At 32.9% G+C, this 23570-nt stretch carries 22 protein-coding genes; 2 read left to right on the top strand and 20 right to left on the bottom strand.

Annotated elements, in window-relative coordinates; translation table 11 throughout:
* Positions 1–312: 312 nt before the first annotated feature.
* From RIB54_RS20440 to RIB54_RS20430, 3 genes are all read right to left on the bottom strand, one after another.
* The gene (locus RIB54_RS20440) at positions 313–1647 is read right to left on the bottom strand and encodes a polysaccharide biosynthesis protein (protein ID WP_350102733.1); all 1335 of its coding nucleotides are present in this window, start codon (positions 1645–1647) and stop codon (positions 313–315) included.
* Positions 1648–1883: 236 nt separating this feature from the next.
* Complete coding sequence (locus RIB54_RS20435; RefSeq protein ID WP_350102731.1) at positions 1884–2960, bottom strand: hypothetical protein; 1077 nt, start codon at positions 2958–2960, stop codon at positions 1884–1886.
* Between the two features lies 1 nt (position 2961).
* A complete protein-coding gene (locus tag RIB54_RS20430) occupies positions 2962–4413 on the bottom strand; it encodes an MBOAT family O-acyltransferase (RefSeq protein WP_350102730.1) in 1452 nt (483 codons plus the stop codon).
* 545 nt (positions 4414–4958) lie between these two features.
* Between RIB54_RS20430 and RIB54_RS20425 the strand changes: the two genes are divergently transcribed.
* Both RIB54_RS20425 and RIB54_RS20420 read left to right on the top strand, forming a co-directional pair.
* Positions 4959–5666, top strand: a complete 708-nt coding sequence (locus tag RIB54_RS20425; RefSeq protein WP_350102728.1) for a WecB/TagA/CpsF family glycosyltransferase — start codon at positions 4959–4961, stop codon at positions 5664–5666.
* A gap of 64 nt (positions 5667–5730) precedes the next feature.
* The gene (locus RIB54_RS20420; protein WP_350102727.1) at positions 5731–6651 is read left to right on the top strand and encodes a hypothetical protein; all 921 of its coding nucleotides are present in this window, start codon (positions 5731–5733) and stop codon (positions 6649–6651) included.
* On the opposite strand, the gene RIB54_RS20415 is transcribed toward RIB54_RS20420, so the two are convergent.
* The 17 genes from RIB54_RS20415 to RIB54_RS20335 all read right to left on the bottom strand — a co-directional run bounded on the left by RIB54_RS20415 (position 6586) and on the right by RIB54_RS20335 (position 23439).
* Positions 6586–7647, bottom strand: a complete 1062-nt coding sequence (locus RIB54_RS20415) for an O-antigen ligase family protein (RefSeq protein WP_350102725.1) — start codon at positions 7645–7647, stop codon at positions 6586–6588. The genes RIB54_RS20420 and RIB54_RS20415 overlap by 66 nt on opposite strands.
* A gap of 357 nt (positions 7648–8004) precedes the next feature.
* Positions 8005–9081, bottom strand: coding sequence for a polysialyltransferase family glycosyltransferase (locus RIB54_RS22400; RefSeq protein ID WP_502879622.1), 1077 nt, complete (start codon positions 9079–9081; stop codon positions 8005–8007).
* A gap of 75 nt (positions 9082–9156) precedes the next feature.
* Positions 9157–9759: a DOMON domain-containing protein gene (locus RIB54_RS20405; RefSeq protein WP_350067869.1), complete on the bottom strand. Its 603-nt coding sequence runs from the start codon at positions 9757–9759 to the stop codon at positions 9157–9159.
* Between the two features lie 39 nt (positions 9760–9798).
* Positions 9799–11052 (bottom strand): lipopolysaccharide biosynthesis protein, encoded by a 1254-nt coding sequence (locus tag RIB54_RS20400; RefSeq protein ID WP_350102722.1) that lies wholly within the window; start codon positions 11050–11052, stop codon positions 9799–9801.
* Between the two features lie 3 nt (positions 11053–11055).
* On the bottom strand, positions 11056–12423 hold the full coding sequence (locus RIB54_RS20395) for a glycosyltransferase (RefSeq protein WP_350067872.1): 1368 nt from the start codon (positions 12421–12423) through the stop codon (positions 11056–11058).
* A complete protein-coding gene (locus tag RIB54_RS20390; RefSeq protein ID WP_350067874.1) occupies positions 12423–13049 on the bottom strand; it encodes an acyltransferase in 627 nt (208 codons plus the stop codon). The genes RIB54_RS20395 and RIB54_RS20390 overlap by 1 nt, the downstream gene beginning before the upstream one ends.
* Complete coding sequence (locus RIB54_RS20385) at positions 13046–14062, bottom strand: N-acetylneuraminate synthase family protein (protein ID WP_350067876.1); 1017 nt, start codon at positions 14060–14062, stop codon at positions 13046–13048. The genes RIB54_RS20390 and RIB54_RS20385 overlap by 4 nt, the downstream gene beginning before the upstream one ends.
* Positions 14055–14750, bottom strand: coding sequence for a cytidylyltransferase domain-containing protein (locus RIB54_RS20380; RefSeq protein WP_350067878.1), 696 nt, complete (start codon positions 14748–14750; stop codon positions 14055–14057). The genes RIB54_RS20385 and RIB54_RS20380 overlap by 8 nt, the downstream gene beginning before the upstream one ends.
* Positions 14747–15298, bottom strand: coding sequence for an acyltransferase (locus tag RIB54_RS20375; protein ID WP_350067879.1), 552 nt, complete (start codon positions 15296–15298; stop codon positions 14747–14749). Before RIB54_RS20375 ends, RIB54_RS20380 begins: the two co-directional genes overlap by 4 nt.
* A 74-nt stretch (positions 15299–15372) precedes the next feature.
* On the bottom strand, positions 15373–16566 hold the full coding sequence (gene wecC, locus RIB54_RS20370) for a UDP-N-acetyl-D-mannosamine dehydrogenase (RefSeq protein WP_350067881.1): 1194 nt from the start codon (positions 16564–16566) through the stop codon (positions 15373–15375).
* Entirely contained in the window at positions 16566–17678 is a 1113-nt protein-coding gene (gene wecB / locus RIB54_RS20365) for a non-hydrolyzing UDP-N-acetylglucosamine 2-epimerase (RefSeq protein ID WP_350102721.1), read from the bottom strand. The genes wecC and wecB overlap by 1 nt, the downstream gene beginning before the upstream one ends.
* Before the next feature lie 45 nt (positions 17679–17723).
* On the bottom strand, positions 17724–18776 hold the full coding sequence (rfbB, locus tag RIB54_RS20360; protein ID WP_350067885.1) for a dTDP-glucose 4,6-dehydratase: 1053 nt from the start codon (positions 18774–18776) through the stop codon (positions 17724–17726).
* Positions 18776–19327 carry a dTDP-4-dehydrorhamnose 3,5-epimerase gene (gene rfbC / locus RIB54_RS20355; protein WP_350067887.1) on the bottom strand — a complete coding sequence of 184 codons (552 nt, stop codon included), beginning with the start codon at positions 19325–19327 and terminating at the stop codon, positions 18776–18778. Before rfbC ends, rfbB begins: the two co-directional genes overlap by 1 nt.
* The gene (gene rfbA, locus RIB54_RS20350; RefSeq protein WP_350102720.1) at positions 19327–20199 is read right to left on the bottom strand and encodes a glucose-1-phosphate thymidylyltransferase RfbA; all 873 of its coding nucleotides are present in this window, start codon (positions 20197–20199) and stop codon (positions 19327–19329) included. The genes rfbC and rfbA overlap by 1 nt, the downstream gene beginning before the upstream one ends.
* A gap of 14 nt (positions 20200–20213) precedes the next feature.
* On the bottom strand, positions 20214–21224 hold the full coding sequence (galE, locus tag RIB54_RS20345; protein ID WP_350102718.1) for a UDP-glucose 4-epimerase GalE: 1011 nt from the start codon (positions 21222–21224) through the stop codon (positions 20214–20216).
* Positions 21221–22471, bottom strand: coding sequence for a nucleotide sugar dehydrogenase (locus RIB54_RS20340; RefSeq protein WP_350067893.1), 1251 nt, complete (start codon positions 22469–22471; stop codon positions 21221–21223). Before RIB54_RS20340 ends, galE begins: the two co-directional genes overlap by 4 nt.
* 5 nt (positions 22472–22476) lie before the next feature.
* A complete protein-coding gene (locus tag RIB54_RS20335; protein WP_350067895.1) occupies positions 22477–23439 on the bottom strand; it encodes an NAD-dependent epimerase/dehydratase family protein in 963 nt (320 codons plus the stop codon).
* Positions 23440–23570: the final 131 nt, after the last annotated feature.

Genomic DNA, 23570 nt, shown 5'->3' with positions numbered 1-23570 from the left:
ATGCCTAATTATGTAATTTGTTGGATTATGAATAATAAAAAAAGAGTAACATACATAAAGGAGACTAAAGCCTAGAATTATCAAAACAGGCCAAACCCAAAACTTCTTGGGCTGTTTAACAAAATAAATAATAGAAATTATACCTACAGTTAATAAAAGAGCATCATATAAATGCAAGGGCCCCCAAAGGTTGAATTTTGCAAAAGTTTCACCAAATATTAGCAGTAGCTCTATCAAAATAAAGAGTGCCATTTGTATAGGGTGAAGTGGGCTAGAGCTTAAAAGGTGCTTGTATTTCAAGTTAATTAGGATTTATGTATCCATTTTAGTTAAAGAACCAAAAATAAGCTTTCTAAAAAAAACTAACGACCAAACTCCATAAATGATTACACTAGCACCAAGTGTGGTATAAGACTCTCCTAAAAAAAACTTTATTGTGAAAGCTAACACTAAAGGTGGTAAAAGCATTCCTATAAATCTAAGTCTCTCTGTAAAGAATTTAACCTTATTCAACCCAAAGCCAAGACCCAAGACTATGGTAAGTTCAGCTATAAACAATCCAATCGGAATCCCCCAAATAGAACTACTGGTGTAAGAAAAGAGAATAATTACAACAATCTCGATTAACAAGGCTACCAAAAAAACATATAAGTTGAGGTTATCTTTTTTCTGAATAAGAGCTTTTGCTTCTGATGCATTTCTAAATGCTGCTAAAAACATTACTCCTCCAATGAATGGAAGTATAGAAGCTATGTCATCGTAGGTATGATCGAATAATAAAAATAAGGTAGTTTTAAAATAGATTATAATTGGGATACTTATTGCTCCCCAGGCAATGAGGGAAGCTTTATCTATTTTAAGATCCGTACGCTCTTCTTTGATTTCTTTAAAAAACGTTTGAACTATTATTCTAAGACCCCCTTTGTAAACAATTAACAATTTAAGGAGTCCATTGATTAACCCAATAATTGCGATGGAGTAAAACCAATTCGCCACTACTAAAATGCTTGGAACTAATAGCACACCTACCACTTGATATACTCCGATCTTTGAATATTTAAAATAAAATTTCAAGAAATGTTTTCTTGGCATATAAAAATAACTGACTCCATTAAAATAAGCAGCAATAAAACCAGTTGCGAGTGTCCCCAATGCCAAGAGTAAGATGTATATAGGAAGAACATCTGGGCCAAAGTAATGCCCGCTAACAATAATACCTAGATTGGGCAAAGCAACTCGTAAAAAACTTAAGCTAGCTGCAATAATGGGTTTCCCATTTCCATACAGAGCATAATCCCCATTTAGAGCTATTAAAGGGGCATAACAATAGATTAATAAATTAATATTCCCTTCAAATATATAAGCGACAACACCAAATGCCAGTACAAAAAAACTTAGCATTAATCTTGATGATTGTCCTAGCTTATAATTTGATTTCCAACTAGCACTGGTTGCTACATTTCTATTAACAGCAAGTTGAATACCAAACGAAATAATAGTCGAAACAAAAACAATGGTTGAGTCAATGACCCCTAAATATCCCGAGGTTTCTTCACCTAGGTTACGTAACACATAACTTATTGTGATGATTGAAATAAGGTGTGACAGTCCCGTAAAAAGGGCAACCCAAAAGACTCGCTTAAGCATTTATAAGATTTGAATAGGGTTATACATTCAATTTTAATCCAAGATGTTTTTTTACTAAATATTATTTTTTAGTTCTAACATTCTGTAATTTATACTCCAAAATTATACCTTGAAATATCAATTCTATTAAAAATACTTGCCTTCTTTTATCAAAGGTCGGTATAAGCAGTTGAGTATCAAAAGTGCCAAATTAAAACTATCACATTGATTCCTTACAGCATCAATATTTAGGTGAGCTACCAATTGCCTATTGGCTTATAATCATTGTTGTTCGTTTGTACTCTCATTATTTTTTTGATGGCCTCTTCTTTACAGTGCATTCCATCATAAAAGTCTGAATTATTTACTTCTGCTTTTTGTGGACTAAAAGACCCCAAACATTTTATGCCTTTCTTATTAGCAAATTGTAGAACTTTATTTTCAACCTCTAATACAATTTGATAATCTTCATTTATTTTTTCAAAGACAATTGGATGATATGGAGAGAGAAAAAAAGATAATTCAATATCATTTTGCAATATTGAAAAACATAAATTTTCAAATTCTTGAAATATTTCAGAGGATATATCATTAAATTTTTCGATGGAATAGATGCTTCCTAAAGTATATTTTTTGGCCTTACTATTCACTTGGTCGATTGAAGCTTCCCTATATTTTTTTCCGTAGGATAATGATGCATCAACTAATTTAGTGGTAGTTTGATTATATATCTCATCTGTGGAAACTGGTTCAGAATTTCCATTAATTAGATTTGGTAGATTTCCAAACGATGCCTGGAAATATGAAAATGAAAATAGTTGCTTAACTTTATTATTTAAAACACTTTTTTTGAGATCTGATTTTTTATTAGAAAAACCATAATATTCTTTTTCCAATGATTTCCATCTTGTTAGCCCATTATTAACATTAAACAGCCATGGGTCAATACCTAAAATAATTTTTTCAGGTAATTTATTTTTCGCTACATACATTTGATAAACAGCAATAAGATCCTCAATACTTGCACCAGTAACACTGTTGTTAATTACCTTTTTGGTTTTAAAATATGTACTATTTATGAGCATTGTTCGACTTGAACCAAGTATCAAAATATCAGGACTACTATTTAACTCACTTATTAATTCTTTTTGTAAAATTCTTTCGTCATAGTTTGAAATATTTGTTGCATTGTGATTACTAAAAATAATTTTGCTAATTTTTTTTTCATATCCTTCATGAAATATTTTAGCGCTGTCACTCAAATAGTTTACTGAAACAAGAATGAATAGTGTCGTTACTGAAAATATCGATGTTTTGAAAATGAATTTTTTCATATTAAAATTGGAAGTATATAAATTCATTTTGATTGAAGTTCCCCATAGCCATGATTGTAATAACAATAGCTAAATAAAGACCGTATCTTAAGTAGTTACTCTTAATATTACTCGAATTCTCGAGTGCATATTGTTTATTACGACCTAGCCACTCAATGACCATAAATATTGAAATCATAAACAGTGTATAAAATGCCAATTCCATTAATTGAAAGTTCGGGAATGAAAATAAGGATTTCGAAAAAATTCTTGACAAATAATTTAATGCATGATCAATATTTTCAGCCCTGAAAAATATCCATGTCAAAATTATTGTGCTAAATGTAAGTACTATTTGATAGAATTCTTTAAATGAGGGTAGTAATTTCCCCTGTGCAACTGTATTAGTGTTCATCCTATTCTTGTTGAGTAGAAGTAATGGAAGAAAATATAAAGCATTCAAGGTGCCCCAAACTATAAAAGTCCAATTTGCACCGTGCCAAAATCCACTAATAATAAATATTGCAAATGTATTTCTAACCTTCACCCAAGTACCGCCTCTACTTCCTCCTAATGGGATATATAAATAGTCTCGAAACCAGGTTGATAATGAAATATGCCACCTTCTCCAGAACTCGGCAATGTCCCTTGAGAAATATGGAAAAGCAAAATTCTGTTTCAAGTTAAAACCAAATAGCCTTGAAGTTCCAATTGCAATATCAGAGTAACCTGAGAAGTCACCATAAATTTGAAACGTAAAAAAAATAGCACCCAACACTAAAGTGCTTCCAGGAAAGTCATCCGAATTATTAAATATTTCATTAGCTATTTGTGCTGAATTATCCGCAATCACAATTTTTTTGAATAGGCCCCATAAGATTTGTCTTAATCCATCTACAGCTTTGTTATATTCAAAAACTCTTTTTTTATTGAATTGTGGTAATAAGTTAGTTGCTCTCTCAATTGGCCCAGCTACTAATTGAGGAAAGAAGCTTACAAATGCAGTAAATGCAATGAAATCCTTTGTTGGTTCCAGCCTCTTTTTGTATACGTCAATTGTATAGCTAAGTGTTTGAAATGTATAAAAGCTTATACCTACGGGTAAAATAATATTTAAACCTTGTGCATTTATTGGGGTTCCGAATAATGAGAAAGCTGTAATGAAATTATCAAGGAAGAAATTGTAGTACTTGAAAAAAGCTAAAAATCCAAGATTAACCAATATACTTGTCCAAAGTAAGGCTTTCCTTTTAGTTATATTTTCTTGGGTTCTGAGGAGACGTCCAATTGAGTAGTCGATAACTGTACTAAAGAGTATCAATGATAGAAACCTCCAATCCCACCATCCATAGAATATATAACTTGCTGCAACAATTAAAACATTTTGCAGCTTCAAATTTCTATTTACCACAAACCAGTAGAATGCAAAAACTATAGGTAAGAAAATTGCAAAGTCAATTGAGTTAAAAAGCATCCTTTTTGTCAGTCTTGAATTATAAGCTCAAATATAATAGAACTAATTAATATGGGCCTTAAGTTATGTCAAGGGCATGTTAATTCGTCTTTATAGTCATCCACCATAAGGCTCCTAGAAATTTATCTTTATAAAAGAGTTATTCAAATTCTTTGAGAATGAGATGAACTCCAAGATCAAAATCATTATAAAAGTTTAATAATTATCTCATGACTTGGGAAAGCTGATAATTGGTTGCTACTGATTTATAGTAGCAACCAATTAATTGAATATCAAAATAGATGATATCGACAACAAGTATAAGAGTAAAATTATTAGTGCCTAGATATCCGCAAGTCCATCGAATAAATTGCAAAACATATACACATAGTGGTTAGAGAGAAAAGGTGAGGTAATTTCGTGAAATGCATCACTAACTGCACTCGATAGGATATTTCACATTTATGACCTACTTTATATTTGAGAGGAATATTAATTATTGTCGTTTCGTGATTAAAGAGCATCTTTAAAATATATATTTGTGAAGTATAAAATGCAATTTAGAGATGGAAAGAGACATAATTGAAAAATTTCCACAAAGTAAAACTAATTTTATAAATGAACTGAATGAGGGGAAACCTTTACTTATCACCTATATAAACAATTATTCATATTTACATTTCAGAAGGCAACCTGAGTTATTTAAAAAATTTGATTTTATCACTTCAGATGGGATCATTTTCAGGTTACTATTATTATTATTTTATAAAAAAAAAACGCCTCGAATTTCTCCAGATTTCTCATCTTATTTCAAAGAAGTTTTTTTGAAAATTGATAAGAACAAAAATTCAATATTTATATGGGGAGCAGATGAAATTGCCTTGAACTTGGCGATTGATAATATCAAAGAACAATATCCAAACATTTCTATTGTTGGTCATCAAAATGGATATCTTTCCAAAGAAGATACTCAATTGGAAATGAAGAAAATTGCCAAACTCAATCCAAATTATATATTCGTTGGTATGGGGACACCAAAGCAAGAAGAGGTTATTTTGGGAATAAAAAATGAAGGTTGGAAAGGTATAGGGATCACCTGTGGAGCATTTATCTCACAAATTGCAACTAATCTTAATTATTACCCTTCTATAATCAATGATTTGAATTTGCGATGGCTATATAGAGTATATAAGGAACCAAAATTGATTTCAAGATATTTAATCTTATATCCAAAAGCCATAATAGTATTTACTTACGATTATTTTAGAAAGTAAAATGACATTTTTTTTCAAAACTAAATTCAGTTTTTCGCTCTTAGTGATTATCATGTTTGGTACTATGAATCAAGCACTGGGTCAATTTAGCATTGTTATGGAATCGGATGCAGACTCAATTCAATGTAAATTATTTGAAATAAGTGGAAGAAGAGAGCGAATTAGAGAACTTATCCCAGAGGTAGTTAAAAGTGATTCAACTTCTGGTTTTCATCAGTATAAATATCTGATAAGTGAGATAGCTCATACTATAAGTATGGATATTACAAATAAGAAACAAATTCAGATTAAATCAATTAATTTTATTTGGCCTAATAAAATTATCAGACTAGAAACTCCAGAACAGATCGACAAGTTTCTAGAATTAAAACCACATATGATTTTAAATAATCATAAAAATATATTTCAAGTTGAGTTTACTAGGCATAAAGGCAACTATATCTTTTTTAAGGGTCAAGTAAACAGGTATGAGTTTTTTAATAAGACAGAGGAAAATTATTTTTCTAATACATTTACAATGAATGCCTTGGGCTCAAGGTCAATAGGATTTATGGTGTATTTTGTAAATGGGAAATTTCATGATGGCGAGCTTCCTTATCAATATGAATTGATGCAAAAAATGAAAGCAAGTTTTGTTTTTACTGAAGAAAACTATTCGAAGAGTATTTCAATGATATCCATTGAGTTTCCTTTCATGTACTCCAAAGATACAGTTACTCTTTTGAAGGAAAATATGTTTTTATACAATGGAATCGAAGTCTTTGATTATAGCTTTGTTGGATGTAAGATCCAAGAAACTGACTCATCATTTAAGTTGACTAATGCATCTATACCTGGTATAAAGCCAAGAATTGATGTAAAGCTTGGTATATTAGGTTTTGAATGGTACCCTCTTCTATTCTATGTTACTATATTCTTATTACTTGTAGTGTTTAACAAAGTATTTTTTATGACAAAAAAGAGCTTTTTTAAAATGGAAGAGTAAAATTCCCACAAAAAGCATTATAGGCTCATACGAATCCAAGTCTTCACCTAATGAAATTATAAGCAAAAATAAGAATGATGATACCAGGAAAAAATCTCTGTGTTTATATTTATAAACACTAACGAAAAAGGTATTAACATAATACTTTATTGAGTAGTACAAAGCACTTATGTAAAGAGTAAGAGCTAATGCACCGCCAAGAATTCCATTCTTTACAAAATAACCTAGTAATGTTGAGTGTGAACCAACAGGATATGAAAAACTCATTATATCTGGAAGTATGGGTTTGACTCCCAAGCCGAATATGAAATTTGTATCAAGTGTCAATCTGATTGATTCAGAATAGATTGCCATTCTCATATCATTAGAACCTTGTCTCATTTCCGAAAGGATGGGAAGTAAAGTAGTGAGGGCTAAAACAAAAAATGGTAACATGAACACAGCTAAAAGATATAGGTTCTTAGATTTGATATGATAAATTAGCACAGCAATCACTCCAAAAAATAGCATGGATCTGGAACCAATGGTGAATAGACATATTAAAACTAAAATGGAAGTTCTTTTTCTTACTTTTGTGTAGAAAGCTGACATGACATAAGTTAAAAATAATAGTAAGGCCGTAGAGTTTGAATAGATTCCAAAGACTTCACTTCTTGGAGAAGTGCCTAACCAAGTCCAGCCCATTCTGTTAAAGGAAACAGTAGTATATTTATTTTTTGAAATGAAGGACAGGAGGCCATCATAGCTTAACTCATGTCGCAAATATGACGAAACAAAAAAGCCTATTAAAACAAGTAAAATGAATGACATTAAAAATTTAGGGAATGCATTTTTAAAATTTTGATTGGCTTGTTTTGCAAGATTGTAGCCTGCAAAAATAAATGAATACACAGCTATGTTATGAACCATTGCAAATACTCTGGAAAGGGTATAGTAGTCATGAAAGGCAGGGGCTATTATTAAAGAGATAACTTGAATTAACAGAAAGATAATCAAAGCGACTATTAGCTTGTCTTTCAGAATACTTTTTTTGAACGAAGCTAATGACAAGATAAAAAGTGCATAAATATTGACAATATATAAACCTAATAGCCAAAAAATCGCAGAGTGCTTTATGAGTAGCGATTTGAATTTATTTAAACTTGTCATTTTAGTATTTACTTCGTTATTATCGTTTCAGCTAATTCAAAAAAAACTTGCTAATCTCAATTTGTTTGGTAGTCGTTCAATCAAGAAATAGGCAATATAAGTAATAGATACTACTCTTGAGAAAGAATAAATTTTAATTCTTCTAAGTCAAATGTCAAGGATATGGCTCAGTTTGAATTTTAGTAAATAATGTATTTGCAATCTTTAGATTATTTGATTCTCAACCAGTTTTTGAAAAGAACGATCTATGTCTTTTTGAGTACAGTTTAAGTCAACAATTATAGACTCCTTTAGAGCATTTCCTAAATTTAATGAGTCAAGAAGATTGTTGAAAGTTATTACCTTTTTAAAGGGATAGTTGATTTGTTTTAGGTTAAAGATTAGTGAGCTGCCAAAGTGAATGATTGCATGGAAATCATCTAACTCTAATGACTCAGCTGCAATGTGCTTTTCAATAATTTTTCCATTACTAAATACTCCTTCATACTTATTGGCTTGTTCCCTAGGGTGTGGCTTTAGGTAGAGTTCATATTCAAATTTTCTTGCAGCCTCTTCAACCCATTTTACAATATCGACATCTCTTTGAATAGAATTTTTTCCCTTTTCACTGAAAGGTGCCGTCAAAAAAAGAATTTTCCTTGATTTTTTAATTTTATTTAGGTCAGCGAACTCTACCGGAATTTCCAATTTTAAATAATCTATTTTATCACTTTTATTAGGTATTAAATCAGGAAAACGAACATAAGATTTATTAATTAATGTGTGTGACCCAAGGGTGGAAAAATAGTGGTATTTGAATCCGATAATTACTGGGGTTAATAATTTGTAGAGAAATTTGAATATGAAATCTTTTGCAGTCATCCTTCGATAGTATGCAGAGCCCTCTTCCAGCGCTATTAATTGTTCAAGTTGGTTTTGGTTGTAGACTGCGGAAATTAGCACTTGTGTAAACAGGTCTTTTTCCGAACCTATTACCAAATTTATCTGCCGATTCTTAGGTATGGATTTATCTATTTGAGTTTTAAAGGAAACCAATAGGTTTTTAATTCTTTTAAGCTCTTTAAACTTATGTTTTATTATTCTATTAAATAGAATTTGTTTATGGTCTAAACCTATAATTGTAGCATTCTTTAATATTTCAATATTGCTAAAAGCCTCAATGGATATATTTTTTTTGTAAAAAAATATTAGCTGTGGGACAAGGTTTTTATCTTGATTGCACAAATACAAATAGTGCTTAAGTTGAAGAGGAGTTAGAATAACTACTATAGTGTAACCCATAACACAGAAAGTTAAAACTTAATCCGCAATAGGTGGTAATATCCGAAAAAAGTTATGACCATTATTAATTTAGAATTATTGAAGCTCCAGTCGACCAAATGCAGATGGAACATGAAAATCAGGTTGTTCGGTTCCTGGGTTTATCCAACTAATCCAGTTTATTTTTGCTTCTTTACCACGAAGTCCCAAACAGTGTCCTCTGAAAATTCCAGCTTCTACGTTTCCATTATTTAACACACCCAATTCTTTCAGAACTCCTAAACTTAACTTTCCGCATACAGAATAACTATCTTTCTCTATTTCTGTTTTCGTCATCAATTGTTCGGGCCAATTCCATGCACGATCAAAACTCCTATAATAACTGGCTTTATAATCTAAAATACGGCCTAACGGATCCATTTCAAGGCAGAAATATGGCTTCATTTTTTCATTACTGCGAAAAAAAAGTTCAACACGTTCAGAGTATATCACCTCTATTTTATTATTGTCTTTTACATATACAAATGGTTTTGATCCATAAGCATCAAACTTAAAATGTAAATAGTGCTCATCGTGATAAGTCTTGAAGATAGTTTTTGGAGGTACTTCTTTTTGCCACGGATAAGAGAAATTGGAAAATTCATCAATCTCATCCCAATTTTTAAAATCCTTTAATTTTTTAATAATCATTTTTTTCATTGTACCAAGATTTTGCAGTCTGCTAATGGATAGAATCCTCTAATTCTTTTTCTTAGGATCTTTTTTTAAAAATGCAAACTTCACAAAAAATAGAGTCATAAAGCCTAAAGTTGTAGCATATGATGAGCCATAAATTCCGTATTTTTTTGTTAAAAAATAATTCAAAATAATTGTTGTAAACGCGGCAATAACTGATGATGCCAATAGACTTTTGTCACGTCCCTGCAAATAAAGCATGTAGTGGGGGTAATAAGAGAATATGAAAAACATCATGCCAATTAATAATACTACTAACACATCAAAATTAGCTTGAAGCGCTTCTTTTTCAATGATTTCTAAAAGATAGGGGGTGAAGATTAATATTATAAAAAATACTAACCAAGATATTATAAGTATCTCCTTAAGAAATCTCTTTCTTAGCATGTTGAATTGATCGGAATTATCGCTATTGAAGGTCTTAATAAGTTGTGGGTATATAATCACAATACTAGTAGAGTGTACAGTGACATAAATTAAGTTGGAAATATTACTGAAAAATGTAAAGATAGCTACTTCTGCTTTTGTTGTAAAATAATCCAAGAAATAACGCGAGGAGAATTCTATGCATTTGAATAGCATCGTAGAAATAAAGAATAGAAATGAAACTTTAACACCATTGGATATTCTATTAAAAGTTGATCGTGAGATTTCAAAAAACACAAGGTTTTTGCGCCAAATAAATAGCCCAGATATAATAACAGAAAGAAAAACAAAGGTTAGCCAAATATTAAAGATTGATTCTAAATTGATATCAATTGTATCAATTCGGAAGAATGAAATACCAATTACTATAACACACCACATAGCCATTTTTATAAATTGAATAAAATTCGCAAAAATAGGCATTGAATATGCAATGAATAATCTATACGCCTCCTGAGAAAGATGCTCAAATACCAGAATTAGATAAAAAACAAATAGATAGTTGAGTGGAATGAAGTTATTGAGAATAACAAAGGACGATGGGATAAAAACTAAATAAGTAAAAAGATGAAGAATAAGTTGATCACCAATTAATCTACGTTGATCAATTTTCGAAGCCTTTAGAATTTCGCGTGTATTATAAGAATAGTAATCTAATCCAATTGTAATAACTGACAAGGAAATTGAAGTATAAAATATTGCATATGTGCCATACTCTTCTAAACTTAAATCCTTAATAATTAATAAATTAAATAGGAAGCGGACTCCGATCGTAAGCACTCTTAATACTAGAACAAGTATTCTAGAATTGTACTTTTTTAAATCAATCATTGACTATATTAAAGAGCTGTAAAGTTCAAAATCAAAATGCTCAAATACGCCAAACGCTGTTTTTTGATCAACCACAATATGACTTATGCTGCCCGAAACCAATTTTTTATTCTGTCCAAAATTTTCTATCGTGGAAACTGCTATGCCTCCAGCTCCCTTATAAATAGCTTCTCTTTCTAGCTTGGTGAAGTTACTTTGATCCAAAATAGGCAGTAATGAATGTCCAGAATGTTGATAATACATTCGATTATCTGGTCGAACACTTAGAACAGAATCAGCCTTAAAAAGAGCAAGCGTATTTATTGCGTCATCGATTGTATCTGCTTTTAGGAAAGGGTATTCTAATGACAGGGACATCACAGCTTCTACAGTGAAGAAGTTGTTATTAACAAATTGAATGGACTGTTCCAATGTTCTGCCCAAAGTTTCGTTGGGTCCTGAAAACTCCCTAGGTCTTTCCAAAACACTGACCCCATCATATGTGTGAAATTTTTCTCTAGCATAATTCAGTATTTCCACATCTGAACTTGAAATGACAACTTTTTTTAGATGTTTTGATTTTAAGCATTCATCTACCTTCCTTTCTAATATACTTTTCCCATTTACTTGAAATAAAGGCCAATTCACCTCCTTAAGAAAGCTGCTTCTAACCGGGATAACTGCCAATGTATTGTGAATTTTTAGGTGTTCCTCCACGTAAAGTTCTTTAATTTTTTTACGTGTACTTAAAATGCGTTCCTCATTTGAGGTTAAATTATTTCCATGTTGTCGATATGAAAATAGTGGTTTTATAACATTCGTTACTTTATGATGGGTGATAAATTTGATCCAAAGATCATAACCGTCTTGACATGTAAAACTTTCATTATAACCACCCAGATTTTTTAAAAATTCAAGTCTTATCATAGTGCAAGCACCATGTGCAGGATTGTCGTATAATGAAACCTCTTTTTCAAAGTTGTGTCTTTTTTCTTCACCAATTCTGATGCCTTCGGCATCAACGTAATAATAATCAGGGAATACTAGGCCTAGTTCATCATCACTTTCCAGCACAGCACTCATTTCAGCAATCGCATTATTCTCCAGATAATCATCTGCATCAAGTCGCATGATATACTTGCCTTTTGATGCCCTCATAGCAATATTATTCGTGACATTAAGCCCTTTATTTTTCTGATAAATAATGTTTATTTGCTCATTTTGTCTATACTTCTCTATGACTTCTTTGCTATTATCAGTTGATCCATCATCAATTATTAAAAGTTCAAAATCCTGTAAAGTCTGATTTAGAACACTCTCGATTGATTGCTCAATAAATTTTCCATAATTGTAATTGGTTATGTATATGGTAATTAACGGACTATTTGACATTACTCTCTTTCTTTAATAGGCTTGGCCGGTATTCCAGCTACAACTTGATAACTTAAAATATTTTTACTTACAACAGCATTACTCCCTACAACAGCACCTTTCCCAATGGTTATACCAGGTAATACAACTACATGAGTTCCAAGCCAAGTATCTTGCTCCAGAACAACTGGGGCATGATTATAACCTTGTTCTTGAACGGATAGCGATTTTTGAGCAAACCCATGCATACTGGTTTGAAGGTAAACAAAACCTGACACCAAGCTTTTAGCTCCAACCGTAATTGAATCCCCACCGTTAAAAACCGAATATAGTCCAATTCTAACTTTTTCGTTAATATCTATAATTGCAGTATTGGCTGCCAATAATCTAACTCCTCTGTCAATTCTCACATTGTTCCCAATTATTATTTTTGATATTCCATGTGATCGTATTTCTATATTTCTTCTGAATTCAACATTACTCCCAATTTTAACAACACATCCCTTGTCTACAATTATTCTTGGTATGCTATCGGTTCTAAAACGCTTTCCAATTTCTACCCTACTCCCAGAATAAACTATTCGAGTATACACTCCTAATAACCAAGGTCTAAAGTTTCTTATATAAAATTGTGTTAGTTGTATCATTCAATCAAATCCCAAGTTAATTTTTGATGCTTTTTAAGGTCTATTTTTGACTTCATCCCTAAGAGTTGGTCGTAGTTTCTAGCATCTATTCCATGATTTGGCCTTAGAACTGTTAGGTTGTTGTTTGTCAAAACTTCACCGGATTTAATGTCCCTAGATGGATAGACCGCTCTTCTAAATGAAAGTTCATGCCCATTATCCAATTCTATTTGTACAGGTTTCTTTATCTCATTTCCTTTATAAGAGTTGATGAGCTTAAGTTCAGTTATTAATGACTTTACTTCTTCTGGTGTCAATGATACTTTATGATCACGAAACTCTTTACCTTCACGATTATCAGTAAAATGAAATTCTAAAACTTCTGCTCCCATAGCTGCAGCATATTGAAGTGCCTTGGAACCTTCAGTATGATCTGAATACCCGATTGTCAAATCCGTAACTTCTTTTAATCTAGTAATTACGTTTAAATTAGCATCTTCAGGGTTAATCGGATACATACTTGTGCATTGTAATACAGCTAGCATGGCCTTATTACTATAAACTTGATTTACTTGCTGAATATATTTAATAGTTTCCAGCACTTCATTTTCAGAAGATAGACCAGTTGAAATGATAATTGGCTTGCCACGTTGTGCTGTTTTTTTTAAAACTGGATAGGCTGTAAGATCTCCACTTCCAATTTTATAAAGACTAATGAATTCATCTATCCAAGACATGGAGTCGATATCCCAAACGGAAGAGGTATATTTTATGCCTGAATTCAGCACCATCTGAGCTAGATGGCGGTGTTGATCCTTACTTAATTCAAATCTTTTAAAATGCTTGTTCCTTGTTGGACTCTCTATGCTTGAAACTAAACTGTCTCCGGTATATATTTGGAATTTGACATAGTCAACATCAGTATCAATGGCAAGTTGAGTTAGTTTTTTTGCGTATTCAAAATCACCTTCATGGTTTCCTCCAATTTCGGCAATTAGCAATGGTCCATGCTTACCTTCGAATGGGTTATTCATATTTGTATTCTTTCATAATTTGAAAAACCTCTTGCATATTGTAATGCCAATGAGGTTTATTGAATTTGACTATTATGTTTTTTGCACGATCCAAATCATCATTTGAATCCAATGCCATCTGTATGCCAGCTGCCTCTGGAAAGGTTCTATTATAAAAGAAATAATAGTCTTCCAAAACGTGATCGTATAAGTATAACGTTACATGTTCCTTATACTCTTCAGAGCAATTGATTTTTGGCATCAGTGATTTATAATGAGACATTTTCACTATCTCAACACTCATTCCTTTCGGAAAGGTGCGATCTTTTACATTTGAAATAAACGAGTAATTGTTATTCTGAGTAATTTTAACCATATCTCTTATTACGTTCACGTCAGCAAAAATATTGTCACCGTTTATCCTAGTTGCGTAATCAAAAGAAAGACTTTGAGCTGCTTGAAAAAAACGTTCAGCAACATTTTCCAAAGAACCTCTAAAACAATTTAAACCATGGCTTTCTGCAAAAGAAGCAATTAAATTGTCACTTTCTAATTGAGATGTAGCAATAACTATATCTTTCTTATTAAATACAAGAAGAAGGCGCTCTACAATGTACTCTAACACTGCTTTACCTTGTATTTTCATTAATGCCTTTCCAGGCAGCCTGCTTGAGGAATATCTAGATAATATTACGGCACCAATCTTCATTTTCTTTCTCCAATTTTTCTTGCCGGAGTACCCCCATATATTTCAAATTCCTGAATGTCAGAATTAACAACTGAGTTAGCAGCTACCACGGCTCCATTATCTATCGTCACTCCTTTTAGAATCGTTACATTACTAGCAATCCACACGTCATTCCCAATTTTTATTGGAGCGGTATCATTTGACTGCTGATTGATCTTCAAGCCTGTTTCTATTTTATGATTGCTATCAACAATGTATACAAAAGGAGCTATTAAACAATCGTCACCAATTTCAATCGAATTTGATGCAAAAATAAAAGTGTGATACCCAATAGTACTATGATTTCCAATTGAAATTTTTGCTTTTTCATTGCAGCTACATATTCGAGCACCTTCCTTTATCACCACATTGTCACCTACAGTTATGTTGTTAGGGTATCTTAAGAATTCAACATTTTTGTCAATATATACCTCATTACCAATTGACTTTAGTTTGAATTTTAGAACCCATGATCTAAATTTATTGAATATACTGAATTTAAGATGCTTTCTTAATTGAGATTTTTCCATTATTTTCTTTAAAAATTAATCTGATAAATTTTGGATACTGGTTTATATATCAAGCAGGAAAGATATAAGGCAATTTATCCTACAAAATTAATAACACTTTTGGGCAATTGTTTGAACTTGGTATGGTTAACTAATTTTACTTGAATATCAGAGTTTTTTAAAGCCACATCAACAGTAGACAATTCAACCTCACAATTTTGAGTACTAATATTAGGCTCAACGGATATTACCTTTAAACCACTAGAAATTAATGACAACACCACAGATAATGCTGGGCTCTCTCTTAAATCATCAATATCTGGCTTAAATGCTAATCCGAAACAAGCTATGACAGGTTTGCGTCCTTCTTTAAGTTCGAATTCTAATGCCCTGTTTTTAACTTTCTCAATAACCCACTCGGTTTTGTAATTATTGATTTCACGGGCAGTTCTAATTATTTTTGCCTTTTCCTGAAATTCGGAAACAATAAACCATGGGTCAACAGCTATACAATGTCCCCCAACTCCTGTTCCAGGTTGAAGTATATTTACACGAGGGTGCTTATTAGCCAGTTTTATTAGCTCCCAAACGTCAATATCAGCTTCGTTACAAATCATTGAAAGTTCATTGGCAAAAGCTATTTGCACATCGCGGGATGCATTTTCAACCAGCTTAGTCATTTCTGCTGTTCGTGCATTGGTTTGGTGTAACTCACCCGTTACGAAAAGTTGATAAAACTCGACTGCCTTCTTCGTTGAAGCATTGTCAATTCCACCTATAGCTCTATCGTTATTTTTGAGTTCATAAATTACATTGCCGGGAAGGACTCTTTCAGGACAGTAAGCGATGTAGATTTTCCCTTCTAATTCAGGTCTTTCAGAAAAAATAAGCTTTGCCATTTTCTCGGTAGTACCAACAGGAGAGGTGGATTCAATTATAAATAGGTTACCTTCAGCTAAATATGGAATAACCATGCGAGTAGCAGATTCTACAAATTTTAGATCGGGTTCATGGTTATCACCCTTAAATGGTGTGGGCACTGCAATTAAGAAAACATCTGCTTCTGCAGGCTTAATCGCTGCTTTCAGGTATCCCCGCTCAACATCATGTCTTACCAAACCGTCCAAAGCAGGTTCTACAATGTGTATTTCTCCATTGTTGACGGTTTTAACAATATTTTCATTGATATCAACTCCTAATACAGATATCTCATTGCTGGCTATTAAAGCAGCCGTAGGTAATCCTATATACCCTAATCCCATCATAACTACTTTGGTATTTTTATTCATTAGTTATTGTCCTTCATGAGTTTTAAAATTTGCAAGCTCGTAGTGCCATCTCCGTAAGGGTTAATGGCATTCGCCATACTTTGGTAATAGGTTTCGTTATCAAGCAATCGTTTACATTCTTTAACAATGTTATCAAAATTGGAGCCCACTAATTTGGCAGTGCCGGCTTCAACGCCCTCCTGTCGTTCGGTTACTTCTCTCATTACCAATACCGGCTTGCCTAACGTTGGTGCCTCTTCTTGAATTCCTCCCGAGTCTGTAAGTACAAAATATGATTTACTCATTAACCAAATAAGATAAGGATATGATAACGGTTCGATCAATTTAACATTTTCAATTCCCTTTAAAATACTATTGACAGTATCTCTAATATTAGGGTTCATGTGCATTGGGTAAATGAGTTGCACATCAGAATATTTTAAGGCAATTTCTTTCATTGCCTTACACATGCTTTCAAAAGGAGGCCCAAAGCTTTCTCTTCTGTGGCCTGTGATAAGAATAATTCTTTTGGAAAAATCAATATTTTCAAAATACTTTTCAAAAGTTGCTTCTCCACGATTCTTAATAATATCTAAACCTAATAAAAGTGCATCAATAACTGTATTTCCTACTTGATGTACATTGTGAGTAATCCCTTCAAGTTTGAGATTTTGAACAGCCCTTTTAGTAGGTGCAAAATGAATATTTGCCAAGTGCCCTACCAGTTTTCTGTTTCCTTCTTCAGGGAATGGCGAATAAATATTGTGGCTTCTTAACCCAGCTTCAATGTGTGAAACATTTATTTTCTCATAAAAACCTGCCAGTGCACCAACGAATGCAGTTGTTGTGTCTCCTTGAACAAAAATATTATTAGGCTTTTCCTTATCCAATATAGGTTTTAATCCCAAAAGTGCTTTTGCCGTGACATCATACAAAGTTTGATTATCAGACATTAGATTTAAATCATAATCAGGTTTGATATCAAAAAAACTGAGGACCTGATCTAACATTTCCCTGTGCTGACCCGTGACACATACCACTACTTTTTGCGTATCATCCTTTTGAAATTCCTTAATAAGTGGTGCCATTTTAATGGCTTCTGGCCGCGTACCAAATATAAAAAGGTGCTTCATATAATTTTATTAGGTACAGTCATGAAAATTAATTGATTTGATAATTCAATTCACCAAGTACGTCTTTTTATAATAGTCTTTGTATGACCCTGAAGTTACATGTTCTAACCAGTTGGGGTTTTCTAAGTACCATTCCACAGTTTTTTCCATACCTTCTTCAAACTGAAGAGAAGGCTTCCACCCTAGCTCTTTTTTGATTTTGCTGGCATCTATGGCATAACGGTGATCGTGTCCCGCTCTATCCGTAACATAAGTAATAAGCTTTGCAGATTCGCCTTCAGATTTCCCTAATTTTTTGTCCATGAGGTTGCAAAGAAGGTGGACAATATCAATGTTTTTCCATTCATTGAAACCACCCACGTTATAAGTCTCTCCAATTGTACCTTTATGAAAAATATCATCTATGGCCCTTGCATGATCAACTACGTAAAGCCAATCACGAATATTTTCACCTTTTCCATAAACGGGTAGGGGTTTATTATTCTTTATATTATTGATCATGAGAGGCAACAACTTCTCCGGAAACTGGTTTGGACCATAGTTATTTGAGCAATTGGAGATCTTCACTTGTAGCTTATAAGTATTAGCCCATGCTCTAACAAAATGGTCGGAACTCGCCTTAGAAGCTGAATATGGTGATTGTGGATCATAAGGTGTTGTCTCTAAGAAAAAGCCATCCTCACGTAAAGAGCCATAAACTTCATCTGTTGAAACGTGGTAAAAAATATGATTTGACAAATCTTGCTTCCAGAACTTCACCGCGGCATTTAAGAGTGTTACTGTTCCAAAAACGTTGGTTTTTACAAAGCTTAAAGGGTCTGATATTGATCGGTCAACATGAGATTCGGCAGCTAAATGGATGACATCTGTAATTTGCTCTATTTTAAATAATTGTTCTATAAAATCAGCATCACAGATATCTCCTTTTATAAATTTATAATTATTGGAGGATTCAATATCTTTAATGTTCTCAAGATTCCCTGCATAAGTCAACAGGTCTAAGTTGATGATGTTGTAGTTGCTATATTTATTTACAAATAATCTAACTACATGAGAGCCTATGAATCCTGCCCCGCCTGTTACTAATATGTTTTTCATTAGACAAAATTTGAATTTAAATCATTAAAAGAGGATAATTTCATGTCTTTTGGAGATATAATTACATGTTCATTAGATATTTTCCAATCAATATTTAAAAACTCATCATTATACATTAGACCTCCTTCAGATTCCTTGTTATAATAATTGTCACATTTATATAATATTTCAGCAGCATCAGTTAAAACGGAAAAACCATGAGCAAATCCTCGAGGAATGAGTAATTGCTTTTTATTATCAGCTGACAATTCAATCGTAAAACTTTGCCCATAAGTTTTACTAGACTTTCTTAGATCCACCACAGCATCTAAAATGTTGCCAAACAAAACTCTTATTAGTTTAGTCTGCGCATATGGTGGGTTTTGAAAATGTAGACCCCTTAATACACCATATGATGATTTAGATTGATTGTCCTGAACAAAAGAATAATCGATGCCATGGTCTTTCATTACCCTAGCATTATAACTTTCCATGAAGAAGCCCCTATGATCTTCAAAAACTGTTGGCTCAAGTATGTAAAGTCCTTCAAAATTTGTGGAGATAATATTCATTATTTCAATCCTTTGGCAACAGCCATTAAATATTGGCCATAGTTATTTTTCAAAAGGGGTTGTGCAAGTTCAACAAGTTGTGCTTTGCTGATATATCCCATATTAAATGCTATTTCTTCAAGGCAAGCGATTTTCAAACCTTGTCTCTCTTCTATGGATTCGACAAAATTGGAAGCCTGAAGAAGCGAATGATGAGTGCCAGTGTCTAACCACGCCATTCCCCGGCCTAGAAGCTGGACATTTAGGGAATCTTCTTTTAAATACAGGTTATTTAAATCTGTAATCTCAAGCTCCCCTCGAGCTGATGGTTTCACAGCTTTGGCCTTTTCAATGACAGAGTTATCATAAAAGTATAAACCTGTTACCGCATAATGTGATTTGGGCTCAGTAGGCTTTTCTTCAATTGATATAACTTTGTTATCATTGTCAAATTCTACAACGCCATACCTTTCTGGATCACTAACATAGTAGCCAAAGACAGTGGCCCCCTTTGTTAATTTGGCTGTCTCTTTTAGAGTTTTTGAGAAATTATAACCATAAAATATATTATCGCCAAGTACTAATGCCACCGAATCAGTGCCAATGAAATTTTCACCCAATAAAAAGGCCTGTGCCAGGCCATCTGGTGAAGGTTGAATTTTATAGGATAATTTTATTCCCAAATCTGAACCATCCCCCAATAATTTTTCAAATGTACCAATGTCATCCGGTGTTGAAATTATGAGAATGTCATTAATTCCTGACATCATGAGTACTGATAAGGGATAATATATCATAGGTTTATCATAGATGGGCAATATTTGCTTGGATACCCCTTTGGTTATAGGGTAGAGCCTGGTTCCTGAACCACCTGCTAGTACAATTCCTTTCATTTTATTGAAGTTTGTTATAATGTTTTCTCCCAATTCCAGGCATCTTTCAGTGCCTCTTCCAAGCTTAATTCAGTTTTCCAGTTGAGCGTATCTTTTGCATATGAACAATCAGCATATACTTTTTCTACATCACCATTGCGTCTTGGTCCTATCTTGTAATTTAGCCTAATACCATTTACTTTTTCAAATGATTCAATCACTTCAAGAACGCTATTTCCATGACCAGTACCAAGATTTATCACATCAAAAACAGATTCATTCGATACTATTAGTTTTTTTATTGCCTTAACATGGGCTTTGGCTAAGTCAACAACATGGATATAATCTCGAATGCATGTTCCGTCAGGGGTGTTATAGTCATTTCCAAATACAGTTAATTCTGCTCTTTTCCCAATAGCCGTTTGAGTTATGAATGGCACCAGATTGTTAGGAGTGCCAAGAGGTAATTCTCCAATTAGTGCAGATGGATGCGCCCCTATTGGATTAAAATATCGGAGTGCTAAAGCCTTAATATTTTTTCCGGAATTAAAATAATCTTTAATAATGTCTTCACACATCTGTTTTGATCTGCCGTAGGGAGATTCAGCTGGTTTTATCGGGGACTTTTCCGTAACAGGTAATACATCAGGTTGACCATAAACAGTACAAGATGAAGAAAAAACAAAATTTACACAATTAATACTTTTTAAAAATTCAAGAATAGCAACTGTGGAAGCAATGTTGTTATGATAATATTTTAATGGCAGTTTAGAAGATTCACCAACAGCTTTTAATGCAGCGAAATGGATGCACCCAACTAAATCCAGGGTTTTTAAATTAGACTCCAAAAAGCCGAGGCTTGTGCAGTCACCTTCAATTAATGTACATTTTGCACCCGTGATTTCCCTAATTCTATCAATTACAAAACGCTCAGAATTACTAAAATTATCAACTATAACAGGCTCGTAACCTTCATTAATTAACTCAACACAAGTGTGTGACCCGATGTAACCTGCTCCACCAGTAACTAAAACTTTTCCTTTCATAACCTTGCAGTTATGCTAGATGGTTGCAAGAATGCTTTTACATCATAAATCACCGTTTTATCATCTTTTAGCTTCTCCAAAGACAGGTCTCGAAATTGCGAATGACCAACAGTTAACACAATCAAATTGTAGACTCCGCTTGGTTTATCAATAAGATCAATGCCATATTCATGTTTGACTTCTTCTCTATCAGCTTCTGGATCATAAACATCTATATTTACCCCAAAATCCTCTAGTTCCTTAATAACATCAATTGCTCTACTATTTCTAATGTCAGGACAATTTTCTTTAAATGTAATTCCAAGCACCAAGGCTCTGCTACTCTTAATTGGGTTGTCGTTATTTGCCATTAATTTAATAACCTTATTGGCTATATAAATGCCCATATTGTCATTAATTCTTCTTCCTGCCAATATAACTTGTGGTGTATATCCTAGACTTTGAGCTTTGTAAGTTAGATAATACGGGTCAACACCAATACAATGTCCACCAACTAAACCTGGTTTAAAAGGCAGGAAATTCCATTTAGTACCAGCCGCTTCCAAAACTTCATGGGTATCTATACCAACTTTATCGAAAATAAGTGCGAGTTCATTCACAAAAGCAATATTTAAGTCGCGCTGAGAATTTTCAATTACTTTGGCCGCTTCAGCCACTTTGATACTTGAAGCCTTAAAAGTGCCAGCTGTTATTATCTTTTTATAAAGTTGGTCTACCTTCTCTGCAATTTCAACCGTACTGCCACTTGTTACCTTCTTAATTGTTGGTAAGCGGTGTTGTTTGTCTCCTGGATTAATTCTTTCGGGAGAATAACCGCAAAAAAAGTCTATATTAAATTTAAGTCCACTATGTTTTTCTAATACCGGGACACATACCTCTTCTGTGCAACCTGGAAAGACCGTAGATTCATAAATAACGATATCATCCTTTTTTAATATTTTACCAACAGTCTCACTTGCTTTTAATAAAGGGGTGAGATCAGGATTTTTGTAGTCATCTATTGGTGTGGGTACAGTTACAATAAATATGGTAGCCTCTGAGAGATCACCGGTCTCCATTGTGAAGCTGAGTTGTGAGGCTTGCTTAAATTCCTTTGCCTCTACTTCTTTTGTAAAGTCTTTACCTTTTTTTAGGTCTTCAATTCTCTTTTTATTGATATCAAAACCAATTGTTGGTAACTTTTTACCAAACTCGACAGCCAATGGTAATCCTACATACCCTAATCCTATTATTGCTATTTTTTCCATTTATTTTAATTCTTATAATAATTCTTATACCACTCATATACACTTGTCAAACCATCTTCAAAATAAACATTTGGTTCGTAATCAAGCATATTTCTTATTTTAGAAATGTCTGCTTTTGAATGTTTAACATCACCTTTTCGCTCAAGGCCATAATTAGCATCAATTGGGTTAGATGAAATTTTCTTGAGATAATCAACCATTTGGTTTAAAGTTGTTTGCTCACCACAAGCAACATTGTAAATTTCATTCAAAGCATTTTGATTATCAGTAAATAAAGATAACATGTTAGCTTGAACCGCGTTATCAACAAATGTGAAGTCTCTAGAAGTTTCGCCATCACCATTAATGGTTGGTACTTTTCTTTCTATAAATGCTTTGCAAAATATTGGTATAACTGCTGCATATGGATTGTCAGGACTTTGTTTTGGCCCGAAAACGTTGAAATATCTAAGTCCTATGTAATTAAGATTATAGGTTTTCTTAAAAACTGCTGCATATTGTTCGATGGCATATTTTGTGATGGCATACGGACTTAAAGGATTACCTATTTTATCTTCTTTTTTAGGTAGAATAGGACTATCTCCGTATGTGCTTGAAGAACATGCTAAAACAACTCTGTCAATCTTGTTAACCACTGCAGCATGAAGAATATTAACAGTTCCGTCAATGTTGACTTTTGTAGTAAGCATTGGGTTTTCTATTGATCGAGGAACAGAACCTAAAGCGGCCTGATGTGAAATTGCATCGAAACCCTCCGTGAGTTCTATCATCTTCCTGTAATCACAAATATCCTCTTTGAAAAACCCGAACTTAGGGTGTGATTCAAATTCAGAAATATTACTCCAATAGCCATTGGATAGATTGTCAATAACCCTAACGGCTTCAACTCTTTCATCATTGAGTAGATATTCTACCAAATTAGATCCTATAAACCCTGCTCCACCAGTAACTATTATTTTTTTTCCCATAGTAATTATTGAAAACCCCAAGATCAATCTTTTTCACTTGAATTTTATACATTTGCTCAAAAAGTGAGATTGTATGTCCGAGAAGCAAAATTATAAAAGTTCTGATGATGAAATTGATCTGAAGCAATTAT

The sequence above is a fragment of the Fulvivirga sp. genome, assembly GCF_040218215.1.
Lineage (GTDB): Bacteria > Bacteroidota > Bacteroidia > Cytophagales > Cyclobacteriaceae > Fulvivirga.
Note: the sequence above shows the minus strand (reverse complement) of the source record. Positions and strands in the feature narration are given on the sequence as shown.